At 66.0% G+C, this 13,177-nt stretch carries 13 protein-coding genes; 8 read left to right on the top strand and 5 right to left on the bottom strand.

Annotation, left to right across the window (positions count from 1 at the left end):
• Positions 1-294 precede the first annotated feature (294 nt).
• The 3 genes from Ga0080574_RS13460 to Ga0080574_RS13450 are packed head-to-tail and all read left to right on the top strand — an operon-like array spanning position 295 to position 2,688.
• Positions 295-1,398 (top strand): hypothetical protein, encoded by a 1,104-nt coding sequence (locus tag Ga0080574_RS13460; protein WP_076700013.1) that lies wholly within the window; start codon positions 295-297, stop codon positions 1,396-1,398.
• Positions 1,399-1,429: 31 nt separating this feature from the next.
• Entirely contained in the window at positions 1,430-2,233 is an 804-nt protein-coding gene (trmD, locus tag Ga0080574_RS13455; protein WP_076700010.1) for a tRNA (guanosine(37)-N1)-methyltransferase TrmD, read from the top strand.
• Entirely contained in the window at positions 2,230-2,688 is a 459-nt protein-coding gene (locus tag Ga0080574_RS13450; protein WP_076700007.1) for a GNAT family N-acetyltransferase, read from the top strand. The genes trmD and Ga0080574_RS13450 overlap by 4 nt, the downstream gene beginning before the upstream one ends.
• A 187-nt stretch (positions 2,689-2,875) precedes the next feature.
• Here Ga0080574_RS13450 and fdhA read toward each other — a convergent pair whose 3' ends face one another.
• Together fdhA and Ga0080574_RS13440 are read right to left on the bottom strand one after the other, a co-directional pair.
• Positions 2,876-4,057, bottom strand: coding sequence for a formaldehyde dehydrogenase, glutathione-independent (gene fdhA, locus Ga0080574_RS13445; RefSeq protein WP_076700004.1), 1,182 nt, complete (start codon positions 4,055-4,057; stop codon positions 2,876-2,878).
• Between the two features lie 501 nt (positions 4,058-4,558).
• Entirely contained in the window at positions 4,559-5,839 is a 1,281-nt protein-coding gene (locus tag Ga0080574_RS13440) for an MFS transporter (RefSeq protein ID WP_076700001.1), read from the bottom strand.
• A 397-nt stretch (positions 5,840-6,236) separates the two neighbouring features.
• Between Ga0080574_RS13440 and rplS the strand changes: the two genes are divergently transcribed.
• From rplS to Ga0080574_RS13425, 3 genes are all read left to right on the top strand, one after another.
• A complete protein-coding gene (gene rplS / locus Ga0080574_RS13435) occupies positions 6,237-6,620 on the top strand; it encodes a 50S ribosomal protein L19 (RefSeq protein ID WP_076699998.1) in 384 nt (127 codons plus the stop codon).
• A gap of 11 nt (positions 6,621-6,631) precedes the next feature.
• A complete protein-coding gene (gene rpmE / locus Ga0080574_RS13430; RefSeq protein WP_076699995.1) occupies positions 6,632-6,853 on the top strand; it encodes a 50S ribosomal protein L31 in 222 nt (73 codons plus the stop codon).
• A gap of 205 nt (positions 6,854-7,058) precedes the next feature.
• A complete protein-coding gene (locus tag Ga0080574_RS13425) occupies positions 7,059-8,318 on the top strand; it encodes a glycosyltransferase family 4 protein (RefSeq protein WP_076699992.1) in 1,260 nt (419 codons plus the stop codon).
• Between the two features lie 9 nt (positions 8,319-8,327).
• Here the strand turns inward: Ga0080574_RS13425 and arsB are convergent, their stop codons facing one another.
• Together arsB and Ga0080574_RS13415 are read right to left on the bottom strand one after the other, a co-directional pair.
• The gene (gene arsB, locus Ga0080574_RS13420; protein ID WP_076705954.1) at positions 8,328-9,338 is read right to left on the bottom strand and encodes an ACR3 family arsenite efflux transporter; all 1,011 of its coding nucleotides are present in this window, start codon (positions 9,336-9,338) and stop codon (positions 8,328-8,330) included.
• Between the two features lie 134 nt (positions 9,339-9,472).
• Complete coding sequence (locus Ga0080574_RS13415; RefSeq protein ID WP_076699989.1) at positions 9,473-9,766, bottom strand: HNH endonuclease family protein; 294 nt, start codon at positions 9,764-9,766, stop codon at positions 9,473-9,475.
• 76 nt (positions 9,767-9,842) lie between these two features.
• Here Ga0080574_RS13415 and Ga0080574_RS13410 point away from each other — a divergent pair, with 76 nt between their 5' ends.
• A complete protein-coding gene (locus Ga0080574_RS13410; protein WP_076699986.1) occupies positions 9,843-11,039 on the top strand; it encodes a TIGR03862 family flavoprotein in 1,197 nt (398 codons plus the stop codon).
• Positions 11,040-11,085: 46 nt separating this feature from the next.
• Here the strand turns inward: Ga0080574_RS13410 and Ga0080574_RS13405 are convergent, their stop codons facing one another.
• Positions 11,086-11,949, bottom strand: coding sequence for a D-amino-acid transaminase (locus tag Ga0080574_RS13405; protein WP_076699983.1), 864 nt, complete (start codon positions 11,947-11,949; stop codon positions 11,086-11,088).
• A gap of 218 nt (positions 11,950-12,167) precedes the next feature.
• On the opposite strand from Ga0080574_RS13405, the gene Ga0080574_RS13400 reads away from it, so the two are divergent.
• Positions 12,168-13,175 (top strand): DUF5671 domain-containing protein, encoded by a 1,008-nt coding sequence (locus Ga0080574_RS13400; RefSeq protein WP_076699980.1) that lies wholly within the window; start codon positions 12,168-12,170, stop codon positions 13,173-13,175.
• Positions 13,176-13,177: the final 2 nt, after the last annotated feature.

The raw sequence follows: 13,177 nt of genomic DNA, 5'->3' as shown, positions 1-13,177 counted from the left end.
CCGCGATATCGCGGGATCGAGAGTCCGCAAAAGCGCGGAGGCCGCCGATAACGGTCGGTAAAATGGCGGATTTTTGCCTGAAGCCTTAATACATTACCATCCTGTTTGCAGACAGAGGCCAGGCGGGGGAGGCACTGTTTCCGTAGGGGAAATCGTTCGTTAAAAGGCCAATTGGCTTCCCAGAAATTGCCACAATTGGACAGAATTTTCGCCCGCATGTTGTCGAAAAAGGGGCGGCTCTTGCTCACCACGTATCAACGAGTTCTCTGGTCGGGATTTGCACTGAGCCCAGCGGTGCTGTTGCTGGCGCTTCCGCAGGGCATCGTGAATGCTGCGATGGCACAGGTCGGGCCTTCGGTCATTCTCGCCCTGGCTTGGACGGTCGCCTTCGGTGCCGCGCATTTCGCCCGCCATGCCATTGACCGACGCCGAGAGCGTCCGGCCCCGCTGCTCGACCATTCCGCCCTGCGCCACCCGCCGCCCGGGATCCCCGACACGCGGTCGATCCGTGCCGAGCTGTACCGGGTGCTGCAAAGCCCGGCGCCGCTCGCGGCAGAATTCGGCGGCGCCGAGCCCGAAACGCCGGATCATGCATTGCGCCGGGTTCTTGAACGAATCCTCGCCTCCTGGGCCCTGCACAGCCCCACGGAGCTGAGCGACGACCGGCTGCACGAAATCTGGCTGCTCATCGAGCTGGTGCGCGCCACCCCTGACCGCGCCGGAGAGCTCGCCCAGCATTTCGTCAATCCAGATGTGCTGCTCGATATCCGCGACCGGATCACCGCGATCGACCGGCACCGCCGCAGCTACGATGCGCAGATGGCTGCGTTCCGCGCCACCTGCCGCGCCTGGGAAACCGCGTCGCGCGACGCCGCGCCCCGGTCGCTGCTGGCGGCGCTGAAGACGCTCGACCGCGCCGATCCCGATCTCTGGCACAAGGTTATCGCCGAACACGATCCGCACGATCCGGCGCAGCAGGACGCGGCGCTCTGGTGCGCCCGGCAGACAAGCTGCGAACGCGCCTCGGTGGCGCTGTTCCTGGCGGGTGTCGCCGCGCGCGGGCAGATCGCGGCGGCGGCACGGGCGGGCGATACCGGCTGGCTCGACGGTCTGCGCGAGGTGATCGACGGCTGGAACGCCGGGCGCTATGCCGGGCGCGCCATGGGGCTCACCCCTGCGGATGCGGTGGCAGGCTCGGCGCCGGCGCTGGCGGCGCAGCTCGACCGGCTCGCCGAGATCACCGGCGCGCCGCGCTGGCCGGAGCCGCGCGGGCTCTTCGCCGAGTACCATGGCTGCGCCCCGCGCCCGCGCGATCACTGGAGCCTCGCCCATGGCGGGCTGAGCGCGCCGCCGCAAATCGCCGACTACCTCGAACCCGCCGCTCTCTACGCCGCTTGAGCCGCCCGGCCCTTGCGGCTAGAGGAGGGCCATGAGCGACGCACCGAAATCCCATGGCCGCAAGGCCATCCGCCCCAGCCTGAAGCCGCGCGAGCTGATGACCGAGCGGCCCGAGCTGGCGCGCGCCTGGACCGCGCAGATCGTCACGCTATTCCCCGAGGCCTTCCCCGGGGTTCTGGGCCTGTCGCTTACCGGCAAGGCGTTGCAGGACGGGCTCTGGCAGCTCGACACGGTGCCGCTGCGCGAGTTCGGCGAAGGCAAGCACCGCAATGTCGACGACACGCCCGCCGGCGGCGGCGCCGGCATGGTGCTGCGCCCCGACGTGATGGGCCGCGCGCTGGAGAGCGCCCGCCGTCGCATCTCCCCTGCCGCCCCGATCCTCTACCTGTCGCCGCGCGGGCGCCGCTTCGACCAGTCGGTGGCGCGCGATCTTGCGCGCACCCCCGGGGTCACGCTGATCTGCGGCCGTTTCGAGGGGCTCGACCAGAGGGTACTGGATCACTACGGCATCGCCGAGATCTCGCTCGGGGATTTCGTGCTGACCGGCGGCGAGATCGCCGCGCAGGCGATGCTGGATGCCACGGTGCGGCTGCTGCCCGGCGTGCTGGGCAATGCCGAGTCCATCGAGGAGGAGAGCTTTTCCCAGGGGTTGCTGGAGCACCCGCAATACACCCGCCCCGCCGAGTGGCAGGGGCTGGAGATCCCGCCGGTGCTGCTGTCGGGCCATCACGGCGAGATCGCCAAATGGCGCCGCGCCCAGGCCGAAAAGATCACCCGCGCCCGCCGCCCGGATCTCTGGGCGGCGCATGAGGCGGCGAAGGGGGGCAAGACATGAGCGATATCGTCCTGCGCCGCGCCACCGAGGCCGATCTGGCCGCCATCGTCGCAATGCTGGCCGACGATCCGCTCGGCGCCACGCGCGAAGACCTGAGCGAACCGCTCGCCGAGAGCTATTTCGCCGCCTTCCGCGCCATCGACACTGACCCCAACCAGCTCCTTGCGGTGGCCGAACGCGACGGCGCGGTGATCGGCACGCTGCAACTGACCTTCACCCCCGGCCTGTCCCGCAAGGGCGCCCTGCGCGGCACCATCGAGGCCGTGCGCGTCGCGGCCCAGGCGCGCGGGCTGGGGCTCGGCGGGCAGATGATCCGCTGGGCCGTCGAGGAATGCCGCCGGCGCGGCTGCGTCATGGTTCAGCTCACCTCGGATGCCTCGCGCAAGGATGCGCACCGCTTCTATGAGGGGCTCGGATTCACGGCGAGTCATGTGGGATTCAAACGGGCGCTCTGAGTCTGCTGCCCGGCTGAGGATCATGGCCAGATATGTCTGTTCTCATCAAAGGGATGCTTGTCCGCTTCAAACTTGAAGCGGCCCGTCAATGCGCCCCTTCCTTTTCGGAAAAACGGCCTCTCCCGACCGTGCGCATGACAAGACCGCCGCCCGTAAAGGGCGGCGGCTGACCAGAGACGGGCCGGTTTCAGGACGCAAGCAGTCCGTGCGGATCGAGCACGAATTTCTTCGCCACACCGCTGTCGAAGCTCTTGTAGCCCTCCGCCGCCTGATCGAGCGGCATGATCGTGGCGTTGACGATATCCGCGATTGGCAGGCGGTCGTGCAGGATCGCCTGCATCAGCTGGCGATTGTACTTCAGCACCGGCGTCTGACCGGTGTGGAAGCTCTGCGCCTTTGCCCAGCCCAGACCGAACCGCATCGACAGGTTGCCGGATTTTGCCGCGTCGTCCGCGGCTCCCGGATCCTCGGTGACATAAAGGCCGGGAATGCCGATGGCGCCCGCGACGCGGGTGATCTCCATCATCTGGTTCAGCACGATTGCCGGCTGCTCTCCTCCCGAATGGCCGCGCGCCTCGAAGCCGACAGCGTCGATTGCGGCGTCGACCTCCGGAGACCCGGTGATCTCGGCGATCATCTCGGGCAGGTTGTCGCCCTTCGACAGATCGACCGGGGTGAAGCCCACCTTCGCCGCGTGATCCAGGCGCTCCTTGTTGAAGTCACCGACCATCACCACCGCCGCGCCGAGGATCTGCGCGGAGGCCGCCGCCGCCAGACCCACCGGGCCCGCGCCGGCGACATAGACGATCGACCCGACGCCGACCCCGGCCTGCAAGGCGCCGTGGAAGCCGGTCGGCAGAATGTCCGACAGCATGGTAAGGTCGCGGATCTTCGCCATCGCCTGGTCGCGGTCGGGGAACTTCAACAGGTTGAAATCGGCGTAAGGCACCGTGACATAACGCGCCTGACCGCCGATCCAGCCGCCCATGTCGACATAGCCATAGGCCCCGCCCGCGCGCTCCGGGTTCACCGTCAGGCAAACGCCGGTATCGCCCTCGCGGCAGCAGCGACAGCGTCCGCAGGCCACGTTGAACGGCACCGAGACGACATCGCCGACCTCCAGCATTTCCACGTCGGAGCCGGTTTCGATCACCTCGCCGGTGATCTCGTGGCCCAGAACGAGGCCCGGCTCGGCGGTCGTGCGTCCGCGCACCATGTGCTGGTCGGAGCCGCAAATGTTGGTCGAGATCACCTTGAGGATCACCGCGTGCTCCAACTTGCGACCGTCGGGGGCCTGAAGTTTTGGATCGTCGATCTTCTGCACCTCGACGGCCCCCGGGCCGGTGTAAACAACACCGATATTGCTCATGTGCGTCTCCTCCTAGATCTTGCACAGGCGAGGCACCGCATCCCGGCATGCCGTGGAATACAGGGCCTCATTCGCCGGATGCTATCCTTGGCAGGTCGGCTCACATGCCGGGAAGCGACATGCCCTCAAACGCCAGCGACAGAGTTTCTTTGCGTTCATGAACTTGCGACGGCGGTCACGCCAAGCGCGCGCTTTACAGCCGATCAAGCGGGAATTACCCGCCCGCTTGTTGCCATAGCAGGGTCGATGCAGCGTTGCCGATCTGCGCCATCGACGCGCGACCACTGCGCCAGACTCTGGCGGCCGCTCTGGGCTGTGGCCATGCGCATGCCGTGCCCGGCATGTCCGGCGGCGATGGGCGAAAACCACCCCGACGCTGCGTCAGAGACCGCCCGCAGGGAAGGGCCGGGCGCCGGCAACGCCGCGCATAGGTGATCCCACCGACCGCCGCAGAACCCAAATTGCCCGATGCGGCGCGGCGCAGGACGGTCAGTTGCCGGCTTATGGGGCCAATCGTTTGACCAACACCAAGCTCAGTATCACTGCAATGACAAGAAACACTGCCCCGACGATCCATGCGACCGGTGTGGAGTAAATTTCGGCGATGGCTCCGGCCAGAACAAGGCCCAATGCGGCCCCCAACTGTTGTATCAATGACCTGAGCGAAAGCATGGTCGACCGCTGACGGTCTTCAACGCAGCGATGTAGAATGCTGCTGGCCGGCGTTTCGCTAACACCAAGCACCACGGAATACAGGATGAAAGCCGTCACAAAGCCGATGATATTGCCCTGCAATGCCAATGCGATCTGAACGCCAGCCAGGCAAGCAAAAGTCGCCGCCAGCGTCATGGCGTGCCGCCGCTTGAAGATCCGGCTGATGCGCGGGGACAAAGATGCGCCCAAAGCTATGGAAAAAAAGTAAGTCGCAGTCACAACACCGATGACGGTGTTCGCGTAACCTTCATCCAACATGGGCTTTGCACGGGTCGGCCAGATCACCTCGACCGGGTTGGTTGCCATCAAGAAAAACGCCAGTGCCGCCAAGAGGATCGACAGCGCCGGATGTTTCAGGGCGAGAAGGTTTGCGTCTTTGATCACCAAGGGCACGTCTGCGAACCCCTGTCTAAGGGCATTGACGTTTTTCGGGCGTGGTTCTTCGACGATGGCCAACATCGTAAAGCCAAGCACGCCCAGCATCACACCAAAGCTCGCGGCATAGGAGACATCATAAATGCTGAAGCCGAGGCTGCTCGCGACCGATCCGAAAATATCGGGCAAAAGACCTCCAACAGTGGCGCCAATGGCCAACCCCACGGCATTGGCCCATTGCACTTTGGCCAGTGCGGGCTGCACATCCACATTTGGCGCAGCGGCTTTGAAAGTTTCGACAAACCACGCATCGAGCGTGCCCGACCGAAGCGCCCGCCCAAAACCGATTAAGGCGAATGAGAGTGCGAGAACATGGAAATTGCTGGTCGAGAGAAAGAGCGCGAGCGACGTCAAGCTGGCGACGACTGCTGTCAGAAAGACCGGCTTGCGTCCAATACTGTCGGCGAGACCGCCAAACGGCAGCTCCATCGCCATGGTCGTGAGCGAATAGACCCCGAAGAGAAGCGAGATTTGAAAGAGGTCCATGCCCCTGTCAGTCAAAGCCAGAGCGACAACGGCAACCGTCAATCCCATCGCAAAACGGTCAAGGAACTGGTGTATCTGAAACACCCGAATGTGCCGTCGCGCTGAGCCGTTCAGCGCTGCAAAAGAAAACTCTATTTCGGTTGCCATCCTGGCAGCATCAACGTTGCTGTCGACATGCACAATCCCTCAGATGAGCCGCAAGCTATTCCGCGCAACAAAGGGGCCGTTCGTGCAAGCGGGGAGAAGGTCTGGTTTGTCCGCATAGCGGCCTCTCCTCCCCACCCTTTTTCCTTGATTACACGCCCGCCTCCGCCTATACGCAGCCCGTCCGCAGGCTCTCCCGAGTCGAGCGGGCTGTCCGGTATTGCCTGACCCGCTTCTTCGACGGGGCACAGACGGGCCGGATAACAGATACGGAAAAGACGTCGATAGCCTCCCGCGGGCGCCCCGGCAACAGCCGGCGCGGACCCGACCGAAGACGCGGAGCTCTGGGGCGCGAGACATATTCACGGGTCCAACCGTGAGCAGCCAAGGAGAAGGTCAGATGGATCTGATCGCACAGCTCGAGGCGGAACAGATTGCCGCCCTGGGGAAAGAGATCCCCGACTTCAAGCCCGGCGACACCATTCGCGTCGGCTACAAGGTGACCGAAGGCACCCGCACCCGGGTGCAGAACTACGAAGGCGTCTGCATCAGCCGCAAGAACGGCAAGGGCATCGCCGGTTCGTTCACCGTCCGCAAGATTTCCTTCGGTGAAGGCGTGGAACGTGTGTTCCCGCTCTATTCGACCAACATCGAGTCGATCACCGTCGTGCGCCGCGGCCGCGTCCGCCGCGCCAAGCTCTACTATCTCCGCTCGCGTCGCGGCAAATCGGCCCGGATCGCGGAGGACACCAACTACAAGCCGCTCGCCGGCGCCGACGCATAAGGAGCGACGTCATGAAAAAGGGCATCCACCCCGATTACCACGTCGTCGACGTCAAGATGACCGACGGCACCGTCTATCAGACCCGCACCACCTGGGGCAAAGAGGGCGACACGCTGACCCTCGACATCGACCCCTCGGTGCACCCGGCCTGGACCGGCGGCTCCTCGCGCCTGATGGATACCGGTGGCCGCGTGTCGAAGTTCAAGAAGAAATACGAAGGCCTGGGCTTCTGATCCCAACGCCTGCGTTCGCAAGACCGGCGCCGCCCCTCGGGGCGGCGCTTTTCGTTAAAAGGGCGGCCTCTTTCGCGCTGTGCGACCGGGGGCGACATTTCCGCCACCCGGCATCCCAGTTCCCGGCGGCGCCCATCGCCGGGGCTTGGACAATCGGGGGCGGCATGCCACACATGTCGTCAGTTCGCCGCAACCCGTGATTGCCATGAAGATCCTTTGTATCCATCAGAATTTCCCCGGCCAGTACAAGCACCTCGCCCCGGCGCTGGCCCAGAACGGTCATCAGGTTGTGGCGCTGACCCCCAAGGTAAAGAAGGCCACGCGCTGGAACGGAGTGTCGGTGGTGCCTTATCAGATCCGCGGATCCAGCACGAAGGGGATCCATCCCTGGCTGGCGGATTTCGAGACCAAGCTGCTGCGCGCCACGAGTTGTTATCGCAACGCGCTGGCCCTCAAGCAGCAAGGCTTCGAGCCGGATCTCATTCTCGCGCATCACGGCTGGGGCGAGAGCCTGTTTCTCAAGGATGTCTGGCCACAGGCGCGCATGGGACTCTATTGCGAACTCTATCACCTGACGACGGACACCTTCGTGAATTTCGATCCGGAATTCCCGACGAAAGTCCCCGAAACCGATGCGCTGCGCATCCGCATGAAGAACCTCAACAACCGTCTGCACGAGGAAATCATGGATGCCGGCATCTCGCCCACGCGGTTCCAGGCCTCCACCTTCCCGGCGCATTGGCAGGACCGGATCACCGTCGCGCATGACGGTATCGACACCGATCTCGTCCGCCCGAACCCGGAGGCAACGCTGGAGGTGACCGATGGCCGCGTGCTGACCCGCGACGACGAGGTCATCACCTTCATCAACCGCAATCTCGAACCCTATCGCGGCTATCACGTCTTCATGCGCGCCCTGCCCGAAATCCTGCGCCGCCGCCCGAAGGCGCAGATCACCCTGATCGGCGGCGACGAGGTCAGCTACGGATCGAAACCGCCGGCGGGCCAGACCTGGAAGCAGCTCTTCATCGACGAGGTGAAGGAGCAGATCTCAGAGGCCGACTGGCAGCGGGTGCATTTCCTCGGTCGCGTACCCTATGAGCGCTTTCTCGCGATGATGCAGGTCAGCCGGGTGCATGTCTATCTGACCTATCCCTTCGTCCTGAGCTGGTCGCTGCTCGAAGCGATGAGCGCCGGCTGCGCCATCCTCGCCAGCGGCACGGAGCCGGTGCGCGAGGTGCTGAGCGAGGACGAGACCGGCTGGATGGTGGATTTCTTCGACCGCACCGCGCTGGTGGACCGGCTCTGCGCCCTGCTGGACGATCCCGAGACACGGGCGCGGCTGGGCGCCAACGCCCGCGCCCTGGCGCGCGAGCAATACGATCTGAAAACCCGCTGCCTGCCACGCCATATCGCCTGGGTCGAAGAGCTGGCAAAGCTGGAGCCGCGCCCGCCGCGCGACTGAAAGACGGCTTCAGGCGGGAAAGCGGCGCCGCGTCCGGTTCGCAAACGCGACAAGCGTCAGCATCACCGGCACCTCGACCAACACGCCGACCACGGTGGCCAGCGCCGCACCGGATGTCAGCCCGAAGAGGCTTATGGCGACCGCGACGGCAAGCTCGAAGAAGTTCGACGTTCCGATCAGCGCACAGGGCGCGGCGATGCGATGCGGCACCTTCAGCGCAAAGGCCGCCGCATAGGCCAGCGCGAAAATGCCATAGCTCTGAACGATGATCGGAACAGCGATGAGCCCGATCACGAAGGGCTGGGCGACGATCACCTGCCCCTGAAGGCCGAACAGGATGACGACCGTGGCGATCAGCCCGATCACGGAATAGGGTTTGACCCGCGCCTGAAACGCCGTGATCGCGTCGTCATCGCCGAGGCGCCGGCGGGTGACGATGCCGGCCAGCAGCGGCAGCGCGATGAACAGCAGCACCGACAGGACAAGCGTTTCCCAGGGCACCGAGATATCGGTGACCCCCAGTAGCAGCGCCACGATGGGGGCGAAAGCCACCACCATGATCAGATCGTTCACCGAGACCTGCAACAGCGTGTAATTCGCGTCGCCCCGCGTCAGTTGCGACCAGACGAACACCATCGCCGTGCAAGGCGCCGCCCCCAGAAGAATCAGCCCGGCGGTGTATTGCGCCGCATCCTCGGGCGCGATCCAGGGCGCAAAGACATGCTCGAAGAACAGCACGGCAAGCGCCGCCATGGTAAAGGGTTTGACCAGCCAGTTGACCGCCAGCGTGATCAGCAGCCCTTTCGGCTGGCGCGCCACGTCGCGCAGCGAACCGGGGTCGACACCCACCATCATCGGATAGACCATCGCCCAGATCAGCACCGCCACGACCAGGTTGACGCTGGCAAACTCCGCCGCCGCCACCGCGCCGACCAGCCCCGGCGCGGCATTGCCGATGACGATGCCCGCGAGGATGGCCAGCGCGATCCAGACAGAGAGGTATTTTTCAAAGATGCCCATGTCGCCCTCGATGCCGTTCCGGTGTTTCAGCCGCAGTAGCAACAATCCATGTCGCTTTGACAACGGTGAAAGTGTCGTCCGATCCGCGTCCAGGTTGCCGTGTGTCGCACCACCGGGGTGCGTGCCCCCGCCGCTCAGCGCTTGCGGCGGCCGCCGGCGCTGCGGGCATGAAACCCCGGCGGGCGTTTGGCCACCCAGGCCAGAAAGCGCTGCATTCGGGGATGCGCGCGCAGCGCCTCGGGCGTGTTGTACTCGCGCGCCAGCTCCGCCTCGGTAAAGGTGGCGTGGATCTCGTTGTGACAGATCTGGTGCAGCAGCACGACCGGCCCGCCCTTGCCGCCCTTCAGCTTGGGCACCAGGTGATGCAGGCTCTGTTTCGCCCCGGGCGGGATCGGGCGCAGGCATAGCGGGCAGACAGGGTCGGTCACGGGCGGCTCTTGTGCGACGGGTCTTGGCAGGGCACAAGTCTGGGGCTCAGACGCCGAGGATCAAGGGGAACGCAACGTGCAGACATCGCCGGACACGCCCGCGCTGGTCATCGGCGGCGGCCCGGCAGGGCTGATGGCGGCGGATACGCTGCTCTCGGCGGGCCACCGGGTGCTGCTGGCCGAGGCCAAGCCCTCGCTCGGGCGCAAATTCCTGATGGCGGGGAAATCCGGGCTGAACCTGACCCGCGCGCAGCCCTTCGGGCCGTTCCTTGCCGCCTATGGCGGGGCGGAGGCGGCGCTGCGCCCGATGCTCTCGGCCTTCACCCCCGGGGCGGTACAGGGCTGGGCCGAGGGGCTAGGCCAGACCACCTTTACCGGCTCCACCGGTCGGGTCTTTCCCGAGGTCATGAAGGCCTCGCCGCTGCTGCGCGCCTGGCTGGCGCGGCTCGACGGCATGGGGCTGGAGCGGCACACGCGCTGGCGCTGGACCGGCTGGGACGGCGGCGCCTGCCGCTTCGATACGCCCGAGGGGCTGCGCCACATCACCGCCGGCGTCACGGTGCTGGCGCTCGGCGGCGCGAGCTGGGCAAAGCTGGGCTCGGATGGCGCCTGGGCCGATATCCTCGCGCGGGAGGGCGTGGCACTGGCGCCGTTCCGGCCCGCCAATGCCGGGCTCTGCGTCGCCTGGTCCGAGCATATGCGCCCGCATTTCGGCGCGCCGCTGAAGAACGTGGCCTTCCGCGCCGGCACCCTGGTCTCGCGCGGCGAGGCGGTGATCTCGGCGCGCGGGCTGGAGGGCGGCGGGCTCTACCCCTTGTCACCCGCCCTGCGCGACGGCGCGGCGCTGGAAATCGACCTCGCGCCCGATCTGAGCCTTGAAGAGCTCACCGCGCGGCTGTCGCGCCCGCGCGGCAAGCAGAGCCTGTCCAACCACCTGCGCAAGGTTTTGAAACTCTCACCTGCCGTGCGCGCCCTGCTGATGGAATATGCCCGCCCGCTGCCCGATGCGCCCGAGGCTCTGGCGCGGCGCATCAAGGCGCTGGCAGTGCCGCATGACGGGCTGCGCCCGATGGACGAGGCGATCTCCACGGCAGGCGGCGTGCCCTTCGCGGCGCTCGACGAGGCGCTGATGCTGCGCGCCCGCCCCGGCACCTATTGCGCCGGGGAAATGATCGACTGGGAAGCGCCGACCGGCGGCTACCTGCTCACCGCCTGCCTCGCCACCGGGCTCTGGGCCGGGCGCCACGCGGTGCAGCGGCTGGAAACGCGCTGACCAAAGCGAGGCGCCCCGCAAGGGGCGAAGAGCCGCCCCGATCCGGTCAGATTCCGGCCTTGCGGCTTTCCTCGAGATAGATCTCGCGCAGTCGCGTCGCCACATCGCCCGGCTTGCCGGTGCCGATGCTCTCGCCGTCGATCTCCACCACCGGCATCACAAAGGCCGAGGCCGAGGTATAAAACGCCTCGTCCGCGCCCTGCGCCTCGGCGATGGTAAAGGGCCGCTCCTCCACCTTCATCTGCGCCTCTCGGGCAAAGCGCAGCACCGCCGCGCGGGTGATCCCGTGCAGGATGTCGGTGCCCAGATTGCGGGTGATGATGGTGCCGTCCTTGACGATATAGGCGTTGTTCGAGGTGCCCTCGGTCACGAACCCGTCCTCGACCAGCCAGGCATCGTCGCAACCCGCCTTCTTGGCCATCATCTTGCCCATCGACGGGTAGAGCAGCTGCACCGTCTTGATGTCGCGGCGGCCCCAGCGGATATCCTCGATCGAGATCACCTTGATGCCGGTCTTGGCCACCGGGTTGGCTGCCAGCCCCGGCTTGTTCTGAGTAAAGAGCACCAGCGTCGCCTCGCAGGTCTCCGGATCGGGGAAGGCGAAGTCGCGGTCGCCCGGCGCGCCACGGGTGACCTGCAAATACACCATGCCCTCGTCGATCCCGTTCAGCTCCACCAGCTTGCGGTGGATCTCCAGCAGCTCGTCGAACGCCTTGGGCTTGGGCATGTCGAGCTCGGTCAGCGAGCGCTCAAGCCGCGCCAGGTGGCCATCGAAATCGATCAGCTTGCCGCCCAGCACGCTCGTCACCTCATAGACCCCGTCCGCCATCAGGAAGGCGCGGTCGAAGATCGAGACCTTGGCTTCGGTCTCGGGCAGATATTCTCCGTTCACGTAGACGGTACGGGTCATGATAGGCTCCTTGCGTTTCGATATAAGCACGCCCGGGCACGCTCGGCGCGCGCGGGCTCCGGAATGTGTTTGCCCGAGGGTTTGCGGGGCGGCGGGGCAGTGTTCAAGCCATTTCCGCAGACCGCGCCGGGACAGACGGAAAAATATCGCGAGACGGATTGACCGTGAACGTCGTTCAATATATCAAATGAACATTGTTCATGCATGGAGTCGCCCCGATGTCCGTCCCGTCCGATCTTGCCCGCTTCGTTCACGAGGCGCTGAAACGCGGCCAGTCCCGCGAGGCCATCCATGACAGCCTGCTCGCCGCCGGCTGGACCGAGACCGAGGCGGCGCAGGCGCTTGCGGGATGGACCGACACGCTGACCGAGGCCGGCCCGGTGCCGCGCCCGCTGCGCTCGTCCGCCGCGAAAGACGCGTTCTTCTACGCGCTGCTCTTCGTGGCTTTCGGCATGGTGGCGGGCAACGCGCTGACGTTGCTCTTCGGCTGGATCAATGTCCAGCTGCCCGACCGGAGCAGCGCGCCGGTCTATGCCGCCGGCACCCTGCGCTGGTCGCTGGCGGCGCTGATCGTCTTCACCCCGGCCTTCTGGCTGCTCGACCGCGCCGACGCGCGGGCGGCGCGGACCGATTCCGCCCGCGGCCACGGCGCCATCCGCCGCTGGCTCTCGTCGCTGGCGATGCTGATCGCCGTGGTCACGCTGATGGGCGACGCGCTCTACCTGATCTACACCTTCCTCAATGGTCAGATCACCGCGCGCTTCCTGGCGAAATCCGCCACGGTGGCGCTGATCTTCCTGATGGTGCTGGCCTATTTCCGCCAGGACAGGGCCGGGCGCGCAACCGCGCTGCCCACGCTCATGGGCGCTGCGCCGGTCGCCGTCGCGGTGCTTTCCGCCGCGCTGGCCTTCCCGATCATGGGCGGGCCGGGGCGCGGCCAGATGGAGCAGCGCGACCGCTCGCGCATTGCCGATCTGCGCACGCTGACGCAGGATGTGCTGCTCTGTCTGGAGATTGATCACGAAACACTCCCCGAAACGCTGGATCCGATGAGCTGCGCGCGCAATCCGCAGCGCCTGACCGGCTTCGCCGCCGGGATCGCGTACCACCGCATCAGCGACACCGCATTCGAGCTCTGCACCGAGATCGAGTTCCCGCCGGCGATCCAGCCATACGGGCTGACGCTGACGGAGCGCACGGCCTGCATGCGGCAACAGACGGAGTGAGC

It is taken from the genome of Salipiger abyssi (assembly GCF_001975705.1).
GTDB lineage: Bacteria > Pseudomonadota > Alphaproteobacteria > Rhodobacterales > Rhodobacteraceae > Salipiger > Salipiger abyssi.
Note: the sequence above shows the minus strand (reverse complement) of the source record. Positions and strands in the feature narration are given on the sequence as shown.

Coding starts and splice junctions, on each gene's coding strand:
- trmD (WP_076700010.1), top strand. CDS start 1,430: ATGAGCGACGCACCGAAATCCCATGGCCGCAAGGCCATCCGCCCCAGC.
- Ga0080574_RS13450 (WP_076700007.1), top strand. CDS start 2,230: ATGAGCGATATCGTCCTGCGCCGCGCCACCGAGGCCGATCTGGCCGCC.
- fdhA (WP_076700004.1), bottom strand. CDS start 4,057: ATGAGCAATATCGGTGTTGTTTACACCGGCCCGGGGGCCGTCGAGGTG.
- Ga0080574_RS13440 (WP_076700001.1), bottom strand. CDS start 5,839: ATGGCAACCGAAATAGAGTTTTCTTTTGCAGCGCTGAACGGCTCAGCG.
- rplS (WP_076699998.1), top strand. CDS start 6,237: ATGGATCTGATCGCACAGCTCGAGGCGGAACAGATTGCCGCCCTGGGG.
- rpmE (WP_076699995.1), top strand. CDS start 6,632: ATGAAAAAGGGCATCCACCCCGATTACCACGTCGTCGACGTCAAGATG.
- Ga0080574_RS13425 (WP_076699992.1), top strand. CDS start 7,059: ATGAAGATCCTTTGTATCCATCAGAATTTCCCCGGCCAGTACAAGCAC.
- arsB (WP_076705954.1), bottom strand. CDS start 9,338: ATGGGCATCTTTGAAAAATACCTCTCTGTCTGGATCGCGCTGGCCATC.
- Ga0080574_RS13405 (WP_076699983.1), bottom strand. CDS start 11,949: ATGACCCGTACCGTCTACGTGAACGGAGAATATCTGCCCGAGACCGAA.
- Ga0080574_RS13400 (WP_076699980.1), top strand. CDS start 12,168: ATGTCCGTCCCGTCCGATCTTGCCCGCTTCGTTCACGAGGCGCTGAAA.